General features: G+C 56.4%; 27 protein-coding genes. 16 read left to right on the top strand and 11 right to left on the bottom strand.

Annotated features, from left to right (window positions below; all coding sequences use genetic code 11):
• Positions 1 to 68: 68 nt before the first annotated feature.
• Positions 69 to 1706 (top strand): isovaleryl-CoA dehydrogenase, encoded by a 1638-nt coding sequence (locus ABLV78_RS22980; RefSeq protein WP_045396883.1) that lies wholly within the window; start codon positions 69 to 71, stop codon positions 1704 to 1706.
• On the opposite strand, the gene yjfN is transcribed toward ABLV78_RS22980, so the two are convergent.
• Complete coding sequence (gene yjfN / locus ABLV78_RS22975) at positions 1697 to 1972, bottom strand: DUF1471 family protease activator YjfN (protein WP_020079815.1); 276 nt, start codon at positions 1970 to 1972, stop codon at positions 1697 to 1699. The genes ABLV78_RS22980 and yjfN overlap by 10 nt on opposite strands.
• 140 nt (positions 1973 to 2112) lie before the next feature.
• Positions 2113 to 2421, bottom strand: coding sequence for a biofilm peroxide resistance protein BsmA (bsmA, locus tag ABLV78_RS22970; RefSeq protein ID WP_047046278.1), 309 nt, complete (start codon positions 2419 to 2421; stop codon positions 2113 to 2115).
• A 208-nt stretch (positions 2422 to 2629) separates the two neighbouring features.
• On the opposite strand from bsmA, the gene yjfP reads away from it, so the two are divergent.
• A complete protein-coding gene (gene yjfP, locus ABLV78_RS22965; protein WP_047046276.1) occupies positions 2630 to 3346 on the top strand; it encodes an esterase in 717 nt (238 codons plus the stop codon).
• On the opposite strand, the gene ulaR is transcribed toward yjfP, so the two are convergent.
• Positions 3343 to 4098 carry an HTH-type transcriptional regulator UlaR gene (gene ulaR, locus ABLV78_RS22960; protein ID WP_015368619.1) on the bottom strand — a complete coding sequence of 252 codons (756 nt, stop codon included), beginning with the start codon at positions 4096 to 4098 and terminating at the stop codon, positions 3343 to 3345. The genes yjfP and ulaR overlap by 4 nt on opposite strands.
• A gap of 103 nt (positions 4099 to 4201) precedes the next feature.
• Positions 4202 to 5266: an L-ascorbate 6-phosphate lactonase gene (gene ulaG, locus ABLV78_RS22955; protein ID WP_045396887.1), complete on the bottom strand. Its 1065-nt coding sequence runs from the start codon at positions 5264 to 5266 to the stop codon at positions 4202 to 4204.
• 364 nt (positions 5267 to 5630) lie between these two features.
• On the opposite strand from ulaG, the gene ulaA reads away from it, so the two are divergent.
• The 6 genes from ulaA to ABLV78_RS22925 are packed head-to-tail and all read left to right on the top strand — an operon-like array spanning position 5631 to position 10045.
• On the top strand, positions 5631 to 7031 hold the full coding sequence (ulaA, locus tag ABLV78_RS22950) for a PTS ascorbate transporter subunit IIC (RefSeq protein ID WP_015368616.1): 1401 nt from the start codon (positions 5631 to 5633) through the stop codon (positions 7029 to 7031).
• A 12-nt stretch (positions 7032 to 7043) separates the two neighbouring features.
• On the top strand, positions 7044 to 7349 hold the full coding sequence (gene ulaB / locus ABLV78_RS22945; protein WP_001577590.1) for a PTS ascorbate transporter subunit IIB: 306 nt from the start codon (positions 7044 to 7046) through the stop codon (positions 7347 to 7349).
• 9 nt (positions 7350 to 7358) lie between these two features.
• Positions 7359 to 7826, top strand: a complete 468-nt coding sequence (gene ulaC, locus ABLV78_RS22940) for a PTS ascorbate transporter subunit IIA (protein WP_015368614.1) — start codon at positions 7359 to 7361, stop codon at positions 7824 to 7826.
• 15 nt (positions 7827 to 7841) lie between these two features.
• Positions 7842 to 8495 carry a 3-keto-L-gulonate-6-phosphate decarboxylase UlaD gene (ulaD, locus tag ABLV78_RS22935; protein ID WP_015368613.1) on the top strand — a complete coding sequence of 218 codons (654 nt, stop codon included), beginning with the start codon at positions 7842 to 7844 and terminating at the stop codon, positions 8493 to 8495.
• Between the two features lie 9 nt (positions 8496 to 8504).
• Positions 8505 to 9359: an L-ribulose-5-phosphate 3-epimerase gene (locus tag ABLV78_RS22930; RefSeq protein ID WP_045396890.1), complete on the top strand. Its 855-nt coding sequence runs from the start codon at positions 8505 to 8507 to the stop codon at positions 9357 to 9359.
• Complete coding sequence (locus ABLV78_RS22925; protein WP_015704178.1) at positions 9359 to 10045, top strand: L-ribulose-5-phosphate 4-epimerase; 687 nt, start codon at positions 9359 to 9361, stop codon at positions 10043 to 10045. Before ABLV78_RS22930 ends, ABLV78_RS22925 begins: the two co-directional genes overlap by 1 nt.
• 61 nt (positions 10046 to 10106) lie before the next feature.
• On the opposite strand, the gene ABLV78_RS22920 is transcribed toward ABLV78_RS22925, so the two are convergent.
• Entirely contained in the window at positions 10107 to 11300 is a 1194-nt protein-coding gene (locus tag ABLV78_RS22920; protein WP_047046274.1) for an MFS transporter, read from the bottom strand.
• A 148-nt stretch (positions 11301 to 11448) separates the two neighbouring features.
• Entirely contained in the window at positions 11449 to 11724 is a 276-nt protein-coding gene (locus tag ABLV78_RS22915; RefSeq protein ID WP_045396896.1) for a YdgH/BhsA/McbA family protein, read from the bottom strand.
• A 339-nt stretch (positions 11725 to 12063) separates the two neighbouring features.
• Between ABLV78_RS22915 and rpsF the strand changes: the two genes are divergently transcribed.
• From rpsF to ABLV78_RS22890, 5 genes are all read left to right on the top strand, one after another.
• On the top strand, positions 12064 to 12459 hold the full coding sequence (rpsF, locus tag ABLV78_RS22910; protein WP_004098001.1) for a 30S ribosomal protein S6: 396 nt from the start codon (positions 12064 to 12066) through the stop codon (positions 12457 to 12459).
• Positions 12460 to 12464: 5 nt separating this feature from the next.
• Positions 12465 to 12779: a primosomal replication protein N gene (gene priB, locus ABLV78_RS22905; protein ID WP_015704181.1), complete on the top strand. Its 315-nt coding sequence runs from the start codon at positions 12465 to 12467 to the stop codon at positions 12777 to 12779.
• A 4-nt stretch (positions 12780 to 12783) separates the two neighbouring features.
• On the top strand, positions 12784 to 13011 hold the full coding sequence (rpsR, locus tag ABLV78_RS22900) for a 30S ribosomal protein S18 (protein WP_000135199.1): 228 nt from the start codon (positions 12784 to 12786) through the stop codon (positions 13009 to 13011).
• 41 nt (positions 13012 to 13052) lie between these two features.
• The gene (rplI, locus tag ABLV78_RS22895) at positions 13053 to 13502 is read left to right on the top strand and encodes a 50S ribosomal protein L9 (protein WP_015368607.1); all 450 of its coding nucleotides are present in this window, start codon (positions 13053 to 13055) and stop codon (positions 13500 to 13502) included.
• Positions 13503 to 13647: 145 nt separating this feature from the next.
• Entirely contained in the window at positions 13648 to 14583 is a 936-nt protein-coding gene (locus tag ABLV78_RS22890) for a DMT family transporter (RefSeq protein ID WP_047046271.1), read from the top strand.
• 32 nt (positions 14584 to 14615) lie between these two features.
• Here the strand turns inward: ABLV78_RS22890 and ABLV78_RS22885 are convergent, their stop codons facing one another.
• Complete coding sequence (locus ABLV78_RS22885) at positions 14616 to 15287, bottom strand: LysM-like peptidoglycan-binding domain-containing protein (protein ID WP_047046269.1); 672 nt, start codon at positions 15285 to 15287, stop codon at positions 14616 to 14618.
• Positions 15288 to 15496: 209 nt separating this feature from the next.
• Between ABLV78_RS22885 and fklB the strand changes: the two genes are divergently transcribed.
• On the top strand, positions 15497 to 16117 hold the full coding sequence (fklB, locus tag ABLV78_RS22880; RefSeq protein WP_002886687.1) for an FKBP-type peptidyl-prolyl cis-trans isomerase: 621 nt from the start codon (positions 15497 to 15499) through the stop codon (positions 16115 to 16117).
• Positions 16118 to 16424: 307 nt separating this feature from the next.
• Positions 16425 to 17828 carry a D-serine/D-alanine/glycine transporter gene (cycA, locus tag ABLV78_RS22875; protein WP_015368603.1) on the top strand — a complete coding sequence of 468 codons (1404 nt, stop codon included), beginning with the start codon at positions 16425 to 16427 and terminating at the stop codon, positions 17826 to 17828.
• A gap of 64 nt (positions 17829 to 17892) precedes the next feature.
• On the opposite strand, the gene ytfE is transcribed toward cycA, so the two are convergent.
• The 4 genes from ytfE to ABLV78_RS22855 form a co-directional block, all read right to left on the bottom strand.
• Complete coding sequence (gene ytfE / locus ABLV78_RS22870; protein ID WP_047046266.1) at positions 17893 to 18558, bottom strand: iron-sulfur cluster repair protein YtfE; 666 nt, start codon at positions 18556 to 18558, stop codon at positions 17893 to 17895.
• A gap of 82 nt (positions 18559 to 18640) precedes the next feature.
• Positions 18641 to 19615 carry a DMT family transporter gene (locus tag ABLV78_RS22865; protein WP_047046393.1) on the bottom strand — a complete coding sequence of 325 codons (975 nt, stop codon included), beginning with the start codon at positions 19613 to 19615 and terminating at the stop codon, positions 18641 to 18643.
• A 76-nt stretch (positions 19616 to 19691) separates the two neighbouring features.
• Positions 19692 to 20516, bottom strand: a complete 825-nt coding sequence (locus ABLV78_RS22860) for an AraC family transcriptional regulator (protein ID WP_047046264.1) — start codon at positions 20514 to 20516, stop codon at positions 19692 to 19694.
• A gap of 80 nt (positions 20517 to 20596) precedes the next feature.
• Positions 20597 to 21445 carry an SDR family oxidoreductase gene (locus tag ABLV78_RS22855; protein WP_032709690.1) on the bottom strand — a complete coding sequence of 283 codons (849 nt, stop codon included), beginning with the start codon at positions 21443 to 21445 and terminating at the stop codon, positions 20597 to 20599.
• 89 nt (positions 21446 to 21534) lie between these two features.
• On the opposite strand from ABLV78_RS22855, the gene ABLV78_RS22850 reads away from it, so the two are divergent.
• A complete protein-coding gene (locus ABLV78_RS22850; RefSeq protein WP_015704186.1) occupies positions 21535 to 21906 on the top strand; it encodes a winged helix-turn-helix transcriptional regulator in 372 nt (123 codons plus the stop codon).
• Positions 21907 to 21957: the final 51 nt, after the last annotated feature.

Here is a 21957-nt window from a genome sequence, read left to right as displayed (position 1 = left end):
GGTTTTTTTGTGACCGTCTATGCGGGCGACCATACTTACTGTCAGAGCCATTGACGGAGGGAGACATCATGCACTGGCAAACGCATACCGTATTCAATCAACCGACGCCGCTGTGTAACAGCAATCTGTTTTTGTCCGATACCGCGCTTTGTGAGGCGGTAGTGCGTGAAGGCGCCGGTTGGGATGGCGATCTGCTCGCCAGCATCGGCCAACAGTTGGGCACGGCGGAATCGCTGGAGCTGGGGCGACTGGCGAATAGCAACCCGCCAGAACTATTACGCTATGACGCCACCGGCGCCCGGCTGGATGACGTGCGGTTTCATCCCGCCTGGCATTTGCTGATGCAGGGACTGTGCGCCAACCGGGTGCATAATCTCGCCTGGCAGGAAGACGCCCGCGCGGGTTCATTTGTTGCCCGTACCGCCCGCTTTATGCTGCATGCCCAGGTGGAGGCGGGAACGTTATGCCCGATAACCATGACCTTCGCCGCAACGCCGCTGCTGCAGCGCGCGTTACCTGCTGTGTTCAGCGATTGGTTACCGCCATTACTCAGCGATCGCTATGACCCGCATCTCGCACCGGGCGATCAGAAACGTGGATTGCTGATTGGCATGGGAATGACCGAAAAACAGGGCGGTTCGGATGTGCTCAGCAATACCACCCGAGCGGAAAAAACGGCGGAAGGATTCTATCGGCTGGTGGGCCATAAATGGTTCTTCTCGGTGCCGCAGAGCGATGCGCATCTGGTATTAGGCCAGACGCCGGGCGGGCTCTCCTGCTTCTTTGTGCCGCGCTTTTTACCCGATGGCCAACGCAATGGCGTGCGCCTGGAGAGGTTGAAAGATAAATTAGGTAACCGCTCTAACGCCAGTAGCGAAGCCGAATTCTTTGACGCCTGCGGGTGGCTGATAGGCGAAGAGGGCGACGGCGTGCGGCAAATTCTCAAGATGGGCGCGCTGACCCGCTTCGACTGCGCGGCCGGCAGCCATGCCCTGATGCGCCGCGCATACTCGGTGGCGCTGTACCATGCGCTGCAGCGTCAGGCGTTCGGCAAGAATCTGGCCGATCAGCCGATGATGCGTCAGGTGCTGGGCCAGATGGCGCTGCGTCTTGAAGGACAAACCGCTTTTCTGTTCCGTCTGGCTCGCGCCTGGGATCGGCGCGACGATGCGCATGAAGTGCTATGGGCTCGTTTATTTACCCCGGCCGCCAAGTTTGCTATCTGTCGCGCCGGTATACCGTTTGTCGCCGAGGCGATGGAAGTGCTGGGCGGTATCGGTTATTGCGAAGAGAGCGAACTCCCGCGCTTATACCGTGAGATGCCGGTGAATAGTATCTGGGAAGGTTCCGGCAATATTATGTGCCTCGACGTAATGCGGGTGCTTGGCAAGCAGCCGGCGGCGTTAGAAATGCTGGCGGCGGAGTGTGCTGAGGTCAAGGGGCAGAACCGGCATTATGACCGCGCGTGGCGACAGCTTCAGCAACTCTTGCGGCGGCCGGTTGAGGCGCAGGGACGAGAAATAGCGCGTCTGGTGTATTGCCTGGGGGCGGGGGCGCAGATGCTGCGCTTTGCATCGCCGCCGCTGGCCCAGGCGTGGTGCCGGATGATGCTGGATCCGCGAGGAGGTATCCGCCTGGACGCTCAACTGCTGGACGATGCGCTGCTACGGGCGATGGGGCGCGGACGACAGCCGTCTCAGGCGTAGAGAATGGCCTGCACTCGCCAGCTATCCGGCTGCGGCTCTTCATACATCTGAACGATACGATACCAGGAAGCGCCCTGCTCATCGGCTTTTACGGCAATGGCATGCTCGACATCCTGCTGACTGCCGGAGATATTATTGACGGAAATCAGACCAATTTCGTTCAGGCCAGTGACGCAATCCGCACTGGCGAATTCGGCTGACTGAGCGGAAGTATTGGCCGTCGCGGTAGTCAGCAACAGGCTGGGTAAGGTCAGTGATCGTTTCATCGTCAGCTCCATTTCACGTAATCCCGAGGGCAGTCCGTTTGCTAACGTTCTGCCAAAAAGGCTGGCCGAACGTTATTATGCGCAGGAGAACGTGAATGGACGCAAAGCAGTGTAAAGCTGGTTAAAAACGCATCACACCGCTATTTTTGATACAGAATCGCTTGCGAATACCACTGGCCGGGAACCATGGTGTCATCGATCATAACGATGACGTAGTAATCCGCTTTTGCGGCTTCTGCTTTGGCTTTCAACGCGGTCTCGACATCCATCGGCGAACCGTACATCAGCACGCTGACGGTACCTATCTTTTGCAGGCCCTCAGTCTGATTGCGACGAATTTCCTGCGGATGATCGCTTGCCGGCGGCGGCGCCTCCGGCGTACCCTGCAGGACGCTACATCCGCTTAAGGCGAGAGCCAGTAACCACGGTGTAAACCTACGCATGACCATATCTCGTTTCCTGATAGTGATAGTGTAGTGGTAGCCTGAACATCATTTCTGGGGAATGTTCCCGAATTGTTATCTATCGCGCGATTTTCGAATGAAAATGTTATGAAAGCGTAACCGAGCTCTCAACATTATAAATCGTGCTCAACGCAAAGCTTTGACGAATGTTTTGGTGCGAGACGCCGTGCCACTATAAAGAAGGAGACGATAGTTGATTACACTCGAAATGCGCAATCTGGCAGGCGGTGAAGCGATCCATGCCTGTCCGGCTGGGATGGCGGATAAGCCTCTGCCGGTTATCGTCTTCTATCACGGTTTTACCTCTTCCAGGCTGGTCTACAGCTACTTCGCCGTCGCGCTGGCCGAAGCCGGGTTCCGGGTGATTATGCCGGATGCCGCCGAACATGGCGCGCGTTTTCGCGGCGACGAGGAGGGGCGAATGCAGCGTTTTTGGCCGATCCTGCGACAGAATTTTCTTGAATTTCCCGCCCTGCGAGACGCGATTATCGCAGAGGGATGGCTTGAAGATGAACGGCTGGCGGTGGCCGGCGCATCAATGGGCGGCATGACTGCGCTCGGTATCATGACCCATCATCCGGAGCTAAAATGCGTGGCCTGCCTGATGGGCTCAGGCTATTTCAGCAGCCTCGCGCAGACGCTGTTTCCGTCGCCCGGATTCGATACGGCAAGCCTGGCGGAGTGGGACGTGACTCATCAGTTAGCGGCGCTAGCCGACAAGCCGCTGCTGCTGTGGCACGGCGACGCAGACGACGTGGTTCCGCCCGGCGACACATTTCGCCTGCAGCAGGCGTTAACGCAGAGCGGCCTGGCAACTAACCTGACCTGCCAGTGGCAAAAGGGCGTACGCCACCGCATTACCCCGGAAGCGCTGGACGCGACCACCGCCTTTTTCCGGCAGCATCTTTAAACGCGGATAACCTGCACGCCCTGATCCTCAAGCTGCTTGAGGATCGTTTCATCGGCCTGCTTGCCGGTGATAACCAGGTCGATTTGGCTGGCCTGGCTGAACAGCATCCCGGCGCGTTCGCCGACTTTGCTGCTATCGACCAGTACCGCCAGTTTGCCAACGACGTTAAGCATTTTCTGCTCGGCCATCGCGGTCAACATATCGGTTTTATACAATCCCTCGGCGGTTAACCCTTTGCCGCTGGTGAACATCCAGTGCCCGGCATACAGGCTGTTTTCGCTACCCTGCGGGCTGAGGGTGATGAAGTGGCTGTGGTTATATTGCCCCCCCATAATGATCACGCTGTCATGCTCCTGGTCAATCAGATAGTTGGCCAGCGGCAGGTAGTTGGTAATGATCTGCACCGGTTTGCCGCATAATTCACGGCCAAGCAGGAAGGCGGTGGAGCCGCAGTTGATAACGATGCTTTCGCCCGGAGAAACCAGCTGCGAGGCGGCGCGGGCAATCCGCACTTTCTCATCGTGGTTTTGCGCCTGATGAATGTTCATTGGCGACCAACGTGGGCGCTGTTCGCTGATGGCTTCCGCGCCATTACGGACCTTTTTCAGTTTGCCGTTTTCATCCAGCTTATTGATATCGCGTCTTGCCGTCGCCGGAGAGATGCCGAGGCGGGAGATTACCTGTTCAACGGTGACAAATCCCGTTTGCGCCAGCAAATCCAGTAAAATTTGATGTCTTTGCGCTTCAGTCATGAGCGAATCCGATTAAAAGTGACAAGCAAAGATGATATTTGAAATTAACGCTAAATACTAATGTGGAAAGGGAATTCCGGCGGGCGCGCCCGCCGGAATAGGATTACAAAAAGGATTTGAACGGCAGGTCTGGCTCAATGGTAAAGCAGTCATCGAATCCGCGTGGGTAGTGGTATTCGAAATTGTCTTTATCCAGCGGCCAGGTAAATTTACCGCCGACCTGCCAGATAAACGGCTTGAAGCCGTATTTCAGACGATCCTTTTTCATCTCCCACAGTACGCGGATCTCCTGTGGGTCGGCCTGGAAGTTGGACCAGATATCATGGTGGAACGGAATGACCACTTTGGCATTTAGCGATTCCGCCATGCGCAGGATATCGGCGCTGGTCATTTTGTCGGTGATACCGCGCGGGTTTTCCCCATAGGAACCGAGGGCGACGTCAATCTGATGCTCGTTACCGTGCTTTGCATAGTAGTTGGAATAGTGTGAGTCGCCGCTGTGGTACAGGTTGCCGCCCGGCGTTTTGAACAGATAGTTGACCGCGCGCTGGTCCATGCCGTCCGGCAGCACGCCGGCGGCTTTTTGATCGGCTGGCAGGGTAATGAGCGCAGTACGATCGAATGCGTCGAGCGCGTGGATCTCAATGTCTTTGATCTTCACCACATCGCCCGGCTTCATGACGATGCAGCGTTCTGCCGGCACGCCCCAGCCAATCCACAGATCAACGCAGGTTTTTGGTCCGATAAACGGCACATCGGCGGCGCAGTTTTGCATCACCGCGGCGGCGACGTTAACGTCGATATGATCGTTGTGATCGTGCGTCGCCAGCACGGCGTCAATTTGGCGGATGGCGAAAGGATCGAGCACGAATGGCGTAGTGCGCAGGTTCGGCTGTAGTTTTTTCACCCCGGCCATGCGCTGCATCTGGTGGCCGGTTTTCATCAGCGGATTACCGTGGCTCTGCTTACCGGTACCGCACCAAAAATCGACGCAAATATTAGCGCCGCCTTCCGATTTTAGCCAAATGCCGGTGCATCCCAGCCACCACATGGCAAAGGTGCCCGGCGCAACCTGCTCTTGTTCGATCTCTTCATTCAGCCAGCTACCCCATTCCGGGAAAGTGCTCAAAATCCAGGATTCACGGGTGATGGTTTGCACTTTACTCATCGATCTCTTCCTCTTTTATTTCAAAAGTAATCAATTGGTGATTTGTTTTGATTGATACTGGCACTGTTTTTTCAGGAATGCAATCGGCTATTTTCAAGAAAAAGCGGTGAGAGCGTTGCGCTAACGCGCTGATAAACCCTGAATTTAATATCAAGCATGTATGTATATTGTTGATATTAGTGGTTTGTTTGGTTATGTCGTGACGTAATGGAAAATACACGCACAAAAAATATGATTATTTGCGTGATGCGTCACATTTAATCAAATTCAATCTTGTTGTGATTGTTTTTGATTATTAGAGTGAGGGCGACGACAACTGCTGAGCGTCATGCGCGTTCAAAGCCTTCCTCTTCTGGAGTGTGTTATGGAGATCCTCTACAACATCTTTACCGTCTTCTTTAATCAGGTAATGACTAATGCCCCGCTGCTGCTGGGTATCGTGACCTGCCTTGGCTATATCTTGTTGCGTAAAAGCGTCAGCGTGATTATCAAAGGCACGATCAAAACCATCATTGGTTTCATGCTGTTACAAGCCGGCTCCGGCATTCTTACCAGCACCTTTAAGCCGGTGGTGGCGAAAATGTCAGAGGTTTATGGCATCAATGGCGCGATTTCCGATACCTACGCCTCAATGATGGCGACCATCGACCGGATGGGCGAGGCCTATAGCTGGGTGGGGTATGCGGTGCTGTTGGCCCTGGCGCTAAATATCTGTTACGTCCTGCTGCGCCGCATTACCGGCATCCGCACTATCATGCTGACTGGCCATATTATGTTTCAGCAGGCGGGGCTGATTGCGGTCTCTTTCTTCATCTTCGGCTACTCCATGTGGACGACCATTATCTGCACCGCGGTGCTGGTCTCCCTGTACTGGGGTATCACCTCCAACATGATGTTTAAGCCGACTCAACTGGTTACCGACGGCTGCGGCTTCTCTATCGGTCACCAACAGCAGTTTGCCTCGTGGATTGCCTATAAAGTGGCGCCGTATCTGGGGAAAAAAGAGGAGAGCGTCGAAGACCTCAAGCTGCCGGGCTGGCTCAATATTTTCCACGACAACATCGTCTCTACCGCGATTGTGATGACCATTTTCTTTGGCGCCATTCTGCTCTCCTTTGGCATCGATGTTGTACAGGCGATGGCGGGCAAAACCCACTGGACGGTCTATATCCTGCAGACCGGTTTCTCCTTCGCCGTGGCCATTTTCATCATTACCCAGGGCGTGCGTATGTTCGTCGCCGAGCTGTCCGAAGCCTTCAACGGTATCTCACAGCGCCTGATCCCCGGCGCCGTGCTGGCGATCGACTGCGCCGCTATCTATAGCTTCGCGCCGAATGCCGTGGTCTGGGGCTTTATGTGGGGCACCATCGGCCAACTGATTGCCGTTGGTATTCTCGTCGGCGTTGGCTCCTCCATTCTGATCATCCCGGGCTTTATCCCAATGTTCTTCTCTAACGCGACGATTGGCGTCTTTGCTAATCACTTCGGCGGCTGGCGCGCGGCGCTCAAGATCTGTCTGGTGATGGGCATGATTGAAATCTTCGGCTGCGTGTGGGCGGTGAAGTTGACCGGAATGAGCGCCTGGATGGGCATGGCGGATTGGTCAATCCTGGCGCCGCCGATGATGCAGGGTTTCGCCTCGATAGGGCTGGCGTTTATGGCCGTCATTATTCTGATTTCACTGGCTTATATGTTCTTCGCCGGCCGCGCGCTGCGCGCCGAGGAAGACGCGGAAAAACAACTGGCAGAAGCCTCTGCTCAATAAGGAGTTCTGATTATGACCGTACGTATTCTGGCTGTGTGTGGCAACGGGCAAGGTAGTTCCATGATCATGAAAATGAAGGTGGACCAGTTCCTGACGCAATCAAACATCGACCACACGGTGAACAGCTGCGCGGTAGGTGAATATAAAAGCGAGCTAAACGGCGCGGATATCATTATTGCCTCGACCCACATCGCCGGCGAAATCACCGTCACTGGCAATAAATACGTGGTTGGCGTGCGCAATATGCTGTCCCCTGCGGATTTCGGCCCAAAACTGCTTGAAGTGATCAAAGCCCACTTCCCGCAGGATGTGAAATAAGGAGCCGCCATGAAACTTCATGATTCTCTGGCGCAGAACCACTCCATACGCCTGCAGGCGGAGGCGGAAAGCTGGCAGGAGGCGGTGAAAATCGGCGTCGATCTGCTGGTGGCCGCCGACGTAGTGGAACCGCGTTACTACCAGGCGATCCTCGATGGCGTCGCGCAGCATGGTCCCTATTTTGTTATCGCGCCGGGCCTGGCGATGCCTCATGGGCGTCCGGAAGAGGGCGTTAAGAAAACCGGCTTTGCGCTGGTGACGCTAAAAAAACCGCTGATTTTCAATCACGAAGATAACGACCCGGTCGACATTCTGATCACCATGGCGGCAGTTGACGCCACCACCCACCAGGAGGTGGGCATCATGCAGATCGTTAACCTGTTTGATGATGAAGCCAATTTCGACCGTTTACGCGCCTGCCGCACCGAGCAGGAAGTGCTGGATTTAATTGAAAACGCCACTGCGGCGGCTGTTTAAGAGGGAGTTGATACGATGTCTCAGTTACCAATGTTGCAGGTTGCGCTGGATAACCAAACCCTGTCTCACGCCTATGAGACCACCCGCCTGATCGCCGAAGAGGTGGATATCATTGAAGTGGGCACGATTCTCTGCGTCGGCGAAGGGGTGCGCGCGGTGCGCGATCTGAAAGCGCTGTACCCGCATAAAATCGTACTGGCGGATGCCAAAATCGCCGATGCCGGAAAAATCCTGTCGCGGATGTGCTTTGAAGCTAACGCCGACTGGGTGACCGTGATCTGCTGCGCCGATATCAACACCGCCAAGGGTGCGCTGGATGTCGCCAAAGAGTTCAACGGCGACGTGCAAATTGAGCTGACCGGCTTCTGGACCTGGGAGCAGGCGCAGGCGTGGCGCGATGCGGGCATTCAGCAGGTGGTCTATCACCGCAGCCGCGACGCGCAGGCCGCGGGCGTGGCGTGGAGCGAGGCGGATATCAGTGCGATTAAGCGTCTTTCCGATATGGGCTTCAAAGTCACCGTGACCGGCGGATTGGCGCTGGAAGACCTGCCGCTGTTCGCCGGTATTCCTATTCACGTCTTTATTGCCGGTCGCAGCATCCGCGATGCCGCCTCGCCGGTGGAAGCGGCTCGCCAGTTTAAACGCTCTATCGCCCAGCTGTGGGGATAAGGAGCGGCTATGTTGTCGAAACACATTCCGCTCGGTATCTATGAAAAAGCGCTCCCCGCCGGGGAGTGCTGGCTGGAGCGGTTACAGCTGGCGAAAACGCTGGGTTTTGATTTTGTTGAAATGTCGCTTGATGAAACCGATGCCCGCCTTGCGCGGCTGGACTGGAGCCAGGAGCAGCGCCTGGCGCTGGTCAAGGCGGTAGCCGAAACCGGCGTCCGGGTGCCATCGATGTGCCTCAGCGCCCATCGTCGTTTTCCGCTCGGCAGCGAAGATGACGCGGTGCGTAATCAGGGGCTGGAAATTATGCGTAAAGCCATCCAGCTGGCGCAGGATGTGGGGATTCGGGTGATCCAGCTGGCGGGCTACGACGTTTATTATCAGCAGGCGAACGATGAAACGCGCCGCCGTTTTCGCGAGGGCCTGAAAGAGAGCGTCGAGATGGCCAGCCGGGCCCAGGTGACGCTGGCGATGGAGATCATGGACTATCCGCTGATGAACTCGATCAGCAAGGCGCTGGGTTATGCCCACTACCTGAATAATCCATGGTTTCAGCTTTATCCGGACATTGGCAATTTGTCGGCGTGGGATAACGACGTACAGATGGAGCTGCAGGCCGGTATGGGGCATATCGTGGCGGTGCACGTCAAAGATACGAAGCCCGGCGTCTTTAAAAACGTACCGTTCGGTGAAGGCGTCGTCGATTTTGAACGTTGCTTCGAAACGCTCAAGCAGACGGGCTACTGCGGCCCGTATCTGATTGAGATGTGGAGTGAAACCACCGATGACCCGGCGGCGGAAGTCGCAAAGGCTCGCGACTGGGTGAAAGCGCGGATGGCGCGCGCGGGCCTGACGGAGGCGGCATAATGCAGCAACTTAAACAGCAGGTATTTGCAGCTAATATGGATCTGCCGCGCTACGGGCTGGTGACCTTTACCTGGGGCAACGTCAGCGCAATCGACCGGCAGCGTGGGCTGGTGGTGATCAAGCCCAGCGGCGTAGCCTACGAGTCAATGACCGTCGATGATATGGTGGTGGTCGATTTGCAGGGCAACGTGGTGGAAGGGCGCTGGCGTCCCTCTTCCGATACCGCGACCCATCTTGCGCTCTATCGTCGCTATTCCGGCCTCGGCGGGGTGGTGCATACCCACTCGACGCACGCTACCGCCTGGGCGCAGGCGGGGCTGGCAATCCCGGCGCTCGGCACCACCCACGCGGACTACTTCTTCGGCGATATCCCCTGTACCCGGGCGCTCAGCGCACAGGAGGTGGAAGAGGCCTATGAGCTGAACACCGGAAAGGTGATTATCGAAACGCTGGGCGAGGCCAACCCGTTACATACGCCAGGGATTGTGGTCTATCAGCATGGGCCGTTCTCCTGGGGGAAAGATGCCCATGAGGCGGTGCACAATGCGGTGGTGATGGAAGAAGTGGCGCGAATGGCGTGGATCGCCCGCGGCATTAATCCGCAGCTACAGCCCATCGACAGTTGGCTAATGGAGAAACATTTTCTGCGTAAACACGGGCCTGACGCCTACTACGGGCAGAAGTAAGCTACGCGCTCCGGGGCTTTCACCTCAGGGTGAAGTAACTGGTCTGGCCCCGGAGCCGTTTTTAACCCTGACGATAGGCCGATGGCATACAGCGCATGCCGATGAGCGTGACCACGCAAATCATCGCGCCGGCGTAAAACGTCGATGCGGCGCCGAAGGTTTCCCACAGTACTCCTGCGCCGGTACTGGCCAGCAGCAGCGCCAGGCCGCTCATCAGGTTAAACATGCCGAATGCCGTACCGCGTAGTTCCGGCGGCGCGGTATGCGCAACCATCGCCGCCAGTAGCCCCTGCGTCATCCCCATATGAATCCCCCACAGCGCGACGCCGATCAGCAGCGTGCTCCAGTGGCCGCTGAGCGCCAGCACGATATCGGCGAGGATCAGCACCAGCAGCCCCCATTGCAGCAGTTTGCTGTGGCTCATCCTGTCAGAGAGCTTACCGAACGGGTAAGCCGTGAGGCTGTAGACCAGGTTCATCGCGACCATCACCAGCGGAATAGTAAACAGCGGGATCTCCATCTGCTGGGCGCGCAGTACCAAAAAGGCTTCGCTGAAGCGGGCGAGGGTGAAAATGCTGCCAATCGCCACCACCCACCAGTAGGCGGCGGAGAGCTTTTTCAGGTTTTCGCGCTTCAGCGGATTGCTACGTTTGTGTGCGATGGCGGATTTCGGCTCCTGCAGACCAAAGCCCAGTAGAGCAATGGATAGTACGGCGGGAATGACCGCCACCCAGAAGATAGCGTGAAAATCGTTATGCCATATAAACATCAGCAGCACCGCCAGCAGCGGGCCGAGGAAGGCGCCGACGGTATCCAGCGCCTGGCGTAGCCCGTAGGCCGCGCCACGGATCTCCGGCGGCGTTACGTCGGCGACCAGCGCATCGCGCGGCGCACCGCGGATACCTTTTCCGACGCGGTCGATCATGCGGGCGCTAAATACCACCCCGGCGCTCGGCGCGAGGGCAAACAGCGGTTTACTCAGCGCCCCCAGCCCGTAGCCAAGCAGCGCCAGCCCTTTGCGTTTGCCCACGTAGTCGCTAATGACGCCGGAGAAGACTTTGAGGATTAAGGCGGTGGCTTCGGCCAGCCCTTCGATAAGACCGATAATAATGACGCTGGCGCCGAGCGTAGTGGCCATAAACAACGGGAGCAGGCTGTGGATCATCTCTGACGAGACATCCATTAGCAGGCTGACGCCGCCGAGCACCCAAACTCCTTTCGGGATACGACCTAAGGTCGCGAAACGCGGGACCATCAATCACTCCTGATTATCAAACGGTGAATTGATGATTAAATCAGGTTGCGATGACGCTGGTGAGTCAGTTGGGAAAATAATTCTCAATTGCGTTTACATCGGTTATTCGCTTCGCCCCTCGTGAGGAGAGGCGAAGCATCGACCTGGGCTAGCGGTAAATAGCGGCGCTGGCATGAATAAGGCCATTGCTCTGCGGTTCGTGAATCAGGATTGGCTGGAAGTACTTCGCTCCCAGGGCATCGCTTTCCTGGTTCAGGGCCTGTTCGGCCTCTTGTTCGCTAGCCATATTATGATTGATATAAATTACGCCCAGACTCTGCACATCGTCCATGTTGCGAGCCTGACGCCCATCGATTTTGATGGCTGCCAGCGCGTTGGCGCTAAGGAGTAGCGCAGCCATTACGGCGATGATAATGCTTTTCATAGAACGCTCCTTACTGACAGTACGGGTAAAACGCTGGACTCCTCTTGCTGGTGTCTGGCTATTGATTAAATTGTAATCGCTGGCGTGCCGCCTGATAGCGACCTTTTCTGATGCAGTTGTTCAAAAAAATGCCGCGTTCCTTATTGGTTAATTTTAAATCACCCACTTAGCCCAGCTTGGCGCTTAGTGCGAATTATTTGTGCAAATGCGCTTGTGTTCCTGGGGGGGCGCAATTAGAATGACGCGTCAATTTTTCAGCCGCCCTTTAACACGTTCCTTGCCTCCATGGGCCGCGGCTGACCCAGACAGGAGGCTGAATAATCCGTAAGGAGCAATTCGATGCGTCATTACGAAATCGTTTTTATGGTCCATCCTGACCAGAGCGAACAGGTTCCGGGCATGATCGAACGTTACACTGGTGCAATCACTGCAGCAGAAGGTACGATCCACCGTCTGGAAGACTGGGGCCGCCGTCAGCTGGCTTATCCGATCAACAAACTGCACAAAGCTCACTACGTTCTGCTGAACGTTGAAGCGCCGCAGGAAGCGATCGATGAGCTGGAAACTAACTTCCGCTTCAACGACGCCGTTATCCGCAGCATGGTAATGCGTACTAAGCACGCTGTTACCGAAGCATCTCCGATGGTTAAAGCGAAAGACGAGCGCCGTGAGCGTCGTGAAGATTTCGCTAACGAAACCGCAGATGATTCTGAAGCTGGGGATTCTGAAGAGTAATCCTGATGACCAACCGTCTGGTGTTGTCCGGCACCGTGTGCAGGATGCCCCTTCGAAAGGTCAGCCCGTCAGGAATTCCTCATTGCCAGTTCGTGCTTGAGCATCGTTCTGTGCAGGAGGAAGCCGGTTTTCACCGGCAGGCGTGGTGCCAAATGCCCGTTATTATTAGCGGACACGAGAACCAGGCCATTACTCACAGTATAACGGTCGGTAGCGCAGTCACCGTTCAAGGGTTCATTAGTTGCCATAAGGCAAAGAACGGCTTGAGTAAAATGGTTCTGCATGCCGAGCAGATTGAATTGATAGATTCTGGAGACTAGCCATATGGCACGTTATTTCCGTCGTCGCAAGTTCTGCCGTTTCACCGCGGAAGGCGTTCAAGAGATCGACTATAAAGATATCGCTACGCTGAAAAACTACATCACCGAAAGCGGTAAGATTGTCCCAAGCCGTATCACCGGTACCCGTGCAAAATATCAGCGTCAGCTGGCTCGCGCTATCAAACGCGCACGCTACCTGTCCCTGCTGCCGTACACTGATCGTCATCAGTAATCGGTCACGGTCCATTAATACGACTTTGAGAGGATAAGGTAATGCAAGTTATTCTGCTTGATAAAGTAGCAAACCTGGGTAGCCTGGGTGATCAGGTAAACGTTAAAGCGGGCTATGCTCGTAACTTCCTGGTACCACAGGGTAAAGCTGTTCCAGCTACCAAGAAAAACGTTGAGTTCTTCGAAGCGCGCCGCGCTGAACTGGAAGCCAAACTGGCTGACGTTCTGGCCGCTGCTAACGCACGTGCTGAAGCAATCAACGCACTGGGCACCGTTACCATCGCGTCCAAATCTGGCGACGAAGGTAAACTGTTCGGTTCCATCGGTACTCGCGACATCGCTGACGCTGTTTCTGCAGCTGGCGTTGCCGTTGCGAAGAGCGAAGTTCGCCTGCCGAACGGCGTTCTGCGCACCACCGGTGAGCACGAAGTAGACTTCCAGGTTCACAGCGAAGTCTTCGCTAAACTGGTTGTTAACGTTGTAGCTGAGTAATTTTTTACTCAACTCACGTCGATGCGCCGGCCTTGTGCCGGCGTTTTGCTTTTTAGCGCCTGCCTGATTTTTATCTGGTATGGTAGCTATTCTCGCCGCTTTCTGGATAATAAAATAAAACACGATTTTATTTCCGGTAAAGTTAATGGACGCTTCCTCTCCAACCCCTTCGATTTTTGCCAATAAAAAAGTAGCTTATGTCTGCGCGACGCTATGCTGTCTGCTGTGGGGCAGTTCTTATCCCGCGATAAAAAACGGCTATGAGCTTCTGCACATCGCCACCGATGATGTTCCCTCAAAAATTGTTTTTGCCGGATATCGCTTTCTGTTTGCGGGCTTATTGTTGCTGCTGTTTGCGCTGGCGCAGCGCAAACCCATCGCCCGGCTCAATGGCCGCCAGTGCGGGCAGCTGGCGATGCTGGGGCTAACGCAGACCGCTATCCAGTACGCCTTCTTCTACGTCGGCCTGGCGTTCACCACCGGAGTGAAGGGATCGATTATGAATGCCACCGGGACGTTCTTCAGCGTTCTGCTGGCGCATTTTATCTACCAGAATGACCGGCTTAGCTACAACAAAACTATCGGCTGCGTGCTTGGCTTCGTCGGCGTGATGTTGGTGAACTTCAACGCCTCATTGGGCGATTTTAATTTTGTCTGGCAGGGCGATGGCTTTGTCGTGCTGGCGGCGTTCATTCTCTCGGCGGCGACGCTCTACGGCAAACGCATCTCGCAAACCGTCGACCCAACGGTGATGACCGGCTGGCAACTGGCCTTCGGCGGTCTGGTGCTGGTGGCGGGCGGGTATCTGACCGGCGGGGAACTACGGATGCACAGCCTGACCGCAGCGATGATCCTTGGCTATTTAACTTTGCTGTCGTCGATAGCTTTTGCGCTATGGAGCGTGCTGCTCAAGCACAATCGCGTCAGTATGATTGCGCCGTTTAACTTTGTTATCCCGGTGGCCGGGACGGTGCTGTCGGCGATCTTTCTTGGCGAGAATATCTTTGAGTGGAAGTACGCGATCGCGCTGGTCCTGGTGTGTGTAGGGATCCGCTGGGTGAACAAAAGCCAGGCGCGTTAGGCCGGGCGTACAACCCGGCCTAAGCGAAGCGTTTATCGCGCACGCACGAAGCTGCCGTTCGACTGGCGGGTGAACAGCACCTGCTGGCCGTTGCCGGTATCAATAGTGAGGCCGGTGACGACGCCGTTGGCGTTCTGGCGAATTTGCACCGTCTGTCCACTCTGCAAGGTGCTTAATGGTTTGCCGGCGCCTTCGACCTGCGCCATGGCGTAGACGTCAGTGGCTGGCAGACCGTGGTCGCGGAACAGTTGCGCCAGCGTTTTGCCCGATTCAATCCGGTAGGTGCGCCACTGCTGTTCAATACCCGGCGCAGACTGCTGCTGCGCCGGTTGTTGATACGGCTGAGAAGAGGAAGACGTTTGCGGCTGGTCAGGCTGTTCATCCTGAATGGCTTCAGGCGCCACAGGCGCAACCTGATCGGCATCGCTGACCGTCGGCGTATTGGTGATTGGCGGAAGCGGCACGGCCTGATTCCCCGAACCTTGCGGCTGAGACTGGGACTGCAAATCGAGACTGGCTTCACGGCTTGCCTGGGTCGGCGTGCTGTTATCGCCGGAGGGGAGCAGGAAACCAATAATCACCAGCAGGAAGCCGGCGATGATGCCGCGGCGATGCATGGGCGGTAGCGGATCCATGAGACGAAGTTGATCCGGGGCGTGCCAGATCTTCGCCAGGGTAGATGTCAGTTCAAAGCGCCCGGGCATGGCTTTCCTCCTGCTCCGCATATTTTTATCCTGCTTATGAGTATAGACGGCTAACGTCCTGAAGGTAGAGGTTAACCTGATATCGCCTATTGTTTCTGTTTCGCTGAGATTTGTCATCATCCGCCAACAAAGTTTTACCCATTCCTCTATGGCTGTTATGCTTTCGAACGCTTTTCTCAAGATGTTTATCACCCAAAAAAGGAACAAAGATGGCAACCCCGACTTTTGACACTATCGAAGCGCAGGCAAGTTACGGTATCGGCTTGCAGGTTGGACAACAACTGAGCGAATCCGGCCTGCAGGGGCTGCTGCCGGAAGCGCTGGTTGCCGGCATTGCCGATGCGCTGGAAGGCAATCAGCCGCAGGTGCCGGTTGAAGCCGTACACCGCGCGCTGCGTGAAATCCATGAACGCGCTGACGCCGTGCGTCGCGAGCGCTTCCAGGCGATGGCCGCCGATGGCCAGAAATACCTCGATGAAAACCGTGAAAAAGAAGGCGTGAACAGCACTGAATCCGGTCTGCAGTTCCGCGTACTGACGCAGGGCGAAGGCCCGATCCCGGCGCGCACCGACCGCGTACGCGTTCACTACACCGGTAAGCTTATCGACGGTACCGTGTTCGATAGCTCCGTAGCCCGCGGCGAACCGGCTGAATTCCCGGTGACCGGCGTGATCGGTGGCTGGATCGAAGCGCTGACCCTGATGCCGGTAGGTTCCAAATGGGAACTGACCATTCCGCACAACCTGGCTTACGGCGAGCGCGGCGCGGGCGCTTCTATCCCGCCATTCAGCACTCTTATCTTTGAAGTTGAGCTGCTGGACATTATTTAAGCACCAGGGGCTTCCTCTCCCGCAGAGGGGAGGAAGCCAATAAAAATAGTGCAAAATCCTTAAGTTATAAATTTATTGGAATTTTATATTGCATATAAGTTTGTTGAGTGTATTTTTGTGAGCTGTTTCGCGTTACATTGGTGATATAACACTCACTTTAAACATAAAATTAACATTATATCTAAATCATAGTATTCATCCCTCCGATTCTTACCTAATATCGATAAACCCTCTTGCCAGGGTTGCGACAAATGACAGGCCAACAGAGCCTGAACAACACAGACAGGTACAACAGGAAGAAAATCACATGGTAGATCAGGTCAAAGTCGTTGCCGACGAGCAGGAGACGACTGAACAATCGCTACGGCGAAATCTCACTAACCGGCATATTCAGCTTATTGCTATCGGCGGGGCGATCGGCACCGGGCTGTTTATGGGGTCAGGCAAGACCATCAGTCTCGCCGGGCCATCCATTATTTTTGTTTATATGATCATCGGTTTTATGCTGTTCTTCGTCATGCGCGCCATGGGCGAATTACTGCTGTCGAACCTCGAATATAAATCATTCAGTGACTTCGCCTCCGACCTGTTAGGGCCGTGGGCGGGGTATTTTACCGGCTGGACCTACTGGTTCTGCTGGGTGGTCACCGGGATGGCGGACGTTGTCGCCATCACCGCCTACGCGCAGTTCTGGTTCCCCGGACTTTCTGACTGGGTCGCTTCGTTAGCGGTTATCCTGCTGCTGCTGGGCCTGAACCTCGCAACCGTGAAGATGTTTGGCGAAATGGAGTTCTGGTTCGCGATGATCAAAATCGTCGCCATTGTGGCGCTGATTGTGGTCGGCCTGGTGATGGTGATGATGCACTTTAAATCGCCGACCGGCGTCGAAGCCTCATTCGCGCATCTGTGGAATGACGGCGGCTGGTTCCCGAAAGGCCTCAGCGGTTTCTTTGCCGGCTTCCAGATAGCGGTATTCGCCTTCGTGGGTATTGAGCTGGTTGGTACCACCGCGGCGGAAACCAAGGATCCGGAAAAATCGCTGCCGCGGGCGATTAACTCCATCCCGCTGCGTATCATTATGTTCTACGTCTTCGCGCTGATTGTGATTATGTCGGTGACGCCGTGGAGCTCCGTCGTGCCGAGCAAGAGTCCGTTCGTTGAACTGTTTGTTCTGGTTGGTCTGCCGGCTGCCGCCAGCCTGATCAACTTCGTGGTACTGACTTCCGCCGCCTCTTCCGCTAACAGCGGAGTGTTCTCCACTAGCCGTATGCTATTCGGTCTGGCGCAGGAAGGTCAGGCGCCGAAAATGTTCGCCAAGCTGTCGAAGCGCGCGGTGCCGGCGAAGGGCTTAACCTTCTCCTGCATGTGTCTGCTGGGCGGCGTGGTAATGCTGATGGTCAACCCGAGCGTGATTGCCGCGTTCACCATGATCACCACGGTGTCGGCGATTCTGTTCATGTTCGTCTGGACTATTATCCTCTGCTCTTATCTGGTCTATCGTAAAAAGCGTCCGCAGCTGCACGAGAAGTCCATCTATAAGATGCCGCTGGGTAAAGTGATGTGCTGGGTGTGCATGGCCTTCTTCGTCTTCGTACTGGTGCTGTTGACGCTGGAAGATGATACCCGCGAAGCGCTGATGGTTACCCCGTTGTGGTTTGTTCTGCTGGGCGCGGGCTGGCTGTTTGCCGGTAAAAAACGTCTGGCGAAATAAAAAAGGCCACCCGGAGTGGCCAATAAACTGACAATGTCGAGAGGGCGCCTGCGGGCGCCTTTTTTTATGATTTTCCGGCGAGGGCACGCGGGAACAGCACGTTATTTTCCAGACTGATGTGCTCCATCAGGTCGTCAATCATCTCGTTAATGCCGTTGTACATCGCTTTCCAGGTAGTGCAGGCTTCCGGCGGCGGCGTCACGTTATGGGTGATGTGCTTGATCACTTCCAGCAGTTCGCCCGCTTCGTCATGCTCGCTTTCCATTACGCTGATAGGACCACCGGCCTGAGCGCCCATGCCCTGCTTGATCATCGGGAACAGGATCTGCTCCTCTTTCATCATGTGGCTGGAGAGTTCCTGGTGCAGCATGGTCAGATATTTGGTTAGCCCTTTTGGCACGTTCTGTTTATCGGCGTGGACGCGTTCAACCTTGGTTGCCTGCAAGATCAGTTCCGGCAGCTGTTCGCGGTGGCGATCATGATAGCGAACGATGATGTGGTCGATGATGTCGGCGAACGGCGCGGCGCGCCAGTCGCGCTCGACCGGCTGCTCGGCCAGTTTCGCCAGCTCGGCTTCAATCACCGCAACATCCAGCGCTTTGCGCGTCGCCGCGCGCTCCAGGGTTTGTTTGCCGCCGCAGCAGTAATCCATATCGTATTGACGGAACAGCGCGGAGGCGCGCGGGATGCTCAGCGCCAGCTCGCCCAAAGGTTGGTCACGGAAAGCCATAGCAATTACCTCGTCATCAAAAATATAAGATGCATATTAAATGCATCTTATATCGATGGGAATACCCCTTTGGGATACCAGGCTATTTTTTTGGCTCAACGCGCAGTTCCTGCAGGACCGGTTTCTCCGGGCGGGCGCGAACCGCCGACACCACGCCGAGCACCAGCAGCAGGATCCCGCTGAGCGTCAGCAGCGGCGGCAGGCTCTGGCGGAGCAGGAAGGTGTACAGCAGACCGGCCAGCGTCTCGAAGACGATCAGCGGCCCGAGGATCACCGTCGGCAGGCGCTGGCTGGCAATATTCCAGCACAGTGCGCCGACCCACGAACAGAGTACGGCGATCGCCAGCATCAGGACGATGAACACCGCCGGGCGCGGGCCGAAGGGGAGCGGGAAGTCGATATGCTGGTTCTGCAGCCACCCACAGGCGGCGATATAACCGACCAGCGAGACCGGAAGGGTGACCAACGCCTGCGCGGTAGCCCACATCATTGGCGGCTTATCCGGGTTTTCACGCAGCCAACGAGCGTTGCGCAGGGCATACCACGCCCAGCAGACGACGGAGATCAGCGCGAGAAGAATGCCCGAACCATAGCGCCACGGGCTGAAATCAGGAAGCCCGTGCTGCAGCTCCGCTACGTTGACGCATACCAGCCCCAGCGCAATACAGATTAGCGCCGGAAATAGCCGCCGCCACGGCAGCTTGCCATCGCGCTGGCTATAAAGCAGGTTGGCGCACACCGGCAGTACCACCGGCAGGGTGCCGATAATCATCGTCGATACCGGCGCGCCGGTGCGCTGAATGGCGCTGGCTAGACAGAAGTAATAGATCAGGTTCCCCATCATGGTCAGCGCCAGCGCGGTCCACCAGTCCTTACCCTTCAGCTGGCGTAGACGCGCGCGGCCGAGCCACGCCAGCGGCAGGGCGATAAGTCCCAACGCCAGATAGCGCCCCATCGACTGCAGCACCGCCGGATATTCCGGCACCAGCAACGGGCCGACGAAAATCAGCCCCCACATTAACCCCGCCAGCAGGGCATACAACACGCCGCTAATCATGATGACATCCATCTTCAGTTTGCTTGCGCCAAGTGTAGAAGGGCGTGGGGGAAAGAATATTGTATGAGATTGCGCTTTAGCGCCCGGCGACCTGCTTTTGATAACGCACCGGCGTAATGCCGTAGCGGCGGGTGAAGGCGCGGGTTAAGTGCGATTGGTCGGTTAACCCGGCGGCGATGGCCACTTCGGCGGCGGGCATGCCGTGGGTCAAAAACGCCTTGGCGCGCCACAGGCGAATCGCCATCAGCATCTGGTGCGGGGTAACGTGAAAGTGGGCTTTAAACTGGCGCTGGAAGTGATAGGGGCTGAGCGCCGCGACCTGCGCCAGTTCATCAAGGCTGACGGCGCGCATATAGTTATCGTGCAGGTAGTCGCGTACCCGATCGAAGCGATGCGCCGCTTCCGGCGCCATTGGCGAATGGTGAGCCAGCGGGCGGAAGGTATCAACCAGGTCGAGCAGTATCCCCTGCTGCGCCAGCGGATCGTCTGCGTGCCACAGGCCGTAAATCAGTTGGCCGATTTGCCGGGCGCGCTGCGGCTCCTGGCGCACGACCTCGCTGAACCACCAGTGGCGAACGCCGGTGAAGGCCTCCAGCCGATCCGGCTCCAGATAAATCATCCGGTAGCGCCAGCCTTCGGCGGTTTCCGCCTCGCCGGTATGGAGCTCATCCGGATTCATGGTGACGATGGAATTGGCTGAGGCGACGTGCTGACTACCGCGATAGCGAAAGCGTTCGGCGCCTTGCTCAATCACGCCGATGCCGAAGGCTTCGTGGGTATGCGGTTCAAAGGCATAACGAGAAATATGGGCGTGATAGAGCTCAACGCCGGGGAGTTGGTCGAGATGGCGAAAGCGCGCGTGGTCTTTTTCATCGCTAAATTGTGGTGGTACGCCCTGCATGCCGTGTCTCCCGACGATTCATCCCTTCAATATTAGAGATGAAGCGCCGGGAAGCAACCGCAAAAACTGACAGGGAGCGATTAGATGATGCCTTTCACGCTATCGGCAAGCGACGTGGTCGGGCGGCCAATCAGTTTGCTCAGGGTGCGGCTGTCGTCAAACAGTCCGCCTTTCGACGCGCCGGTATCGGAATCCGCCAGCATATCGGCAAGCCCGGCCGGTAGGCCGACGTTTTTCAGCGCGGCGGCGAAATCGGCTTCGCTGAGGTTTTGATAAACCACATTTTTCCCGCTTTGCTTGCTCAGCTCGGCAGCCAGTTCGCTCAGGGTCCAGGCGTTATCTCCCGCCAGTTCGTAAACTTTCCCGGCATGGCCCTCACCGGCGATAACGTGGGCGGCGGCGGCGGCATAATCGGCACGGGTGGCGGAAGCGATTTTACCCTCGCCGGCGGCGCCAATAAACACGCCGTGTTCCAGCGCTGGCGGCGCGCTGGCCAAATAGTTTTCGGTATACCAGCCGTTGCGCAGCAGCGCGTAAGGAATACCGGAATCGGCCAGCATTTGTTCGGTTTCGATATGTTCACCGGCCAGGCCCAGCGGTGAGGTATCGGCATGCAGCAGGCTGGTATAGGCGATAAATTTCACCCCAGCGGCTTTAGCGGCGTTAATGACGTTACGGTGCTGAACGGCGCGCTGGCCGACTTCGCTTGAAGAGATTAATAACAGTTTATCAACCCCTTGCAGCGCGGCGGTAAGCGCGGCTTCATCGCCGTACTCGGCCTGGCGCACGACGACGCCCTGCTGGCTGAGCGCTTGCGCCTTTGCCGGGTTGCGGACAATCGCCACAATCTGGCTGGCGGGGACGGTTTTTAACAGATCATGCAGTACGTGCTGGCCAAGCTGGCCGGTAGCGCCGGTAATCGCGATCATAGGTCTTCTCCTTCGTGTTCATTGGCAGTTGTGGTAAGCTAACACCTTAACTAACTTTTAGTAAGTACGCACAAAAAGGTAAGTATAAAATGGCCGAACCGACGCTGAGCGACAAACTGCGCAACGGGAATCTGTTTGCTGAACAGTGCCCGTCGCGTGATGTGCTAAAACACGTGACCAGCCGCTGGGGCGTGTTGATTCTGGTGGCGCTACGCGAGGGGACCCACCGCTTTAGCGATCTGCGGCGCAAAATGGGCGGCGTCAGTGAAAAGATGCTGGCTCAGTCCTTACAGGCGCTGGAACAGGATGGCTTTATCGACCGCGTTTCGTATCCGGTGGTGCCGCCGCATGTTGAATATAGTCTGACGCCGCTCGGCCTGCAGGTGAGCGAGAAGGTGGCCGCGCTGGCGGACTGGATCGAGCTGAATCTCCCCGCGGTGCTGGCTAACCACGGGGAGTGAAAATGTATCCCGGGCTACCAGCCAGCTTCGCTTTGTAGCCCCGGTAAGCGC

It is taken from the genome of Klebsiella sp. CN_Kp075 (assembly GCF_040065055.2).
In the GTDB taxonomy this organism is placed as follows: domain Bacteria; phylum Pseudomonadota; class Gammaproteobacteria; order Enterobacterales; family Enterobacteriaceae; genus Klebsiella; species Klebsiella aerogenes.
This window is presented reverse-complemented; position numbering and strand designations above follow the sequence as displayed.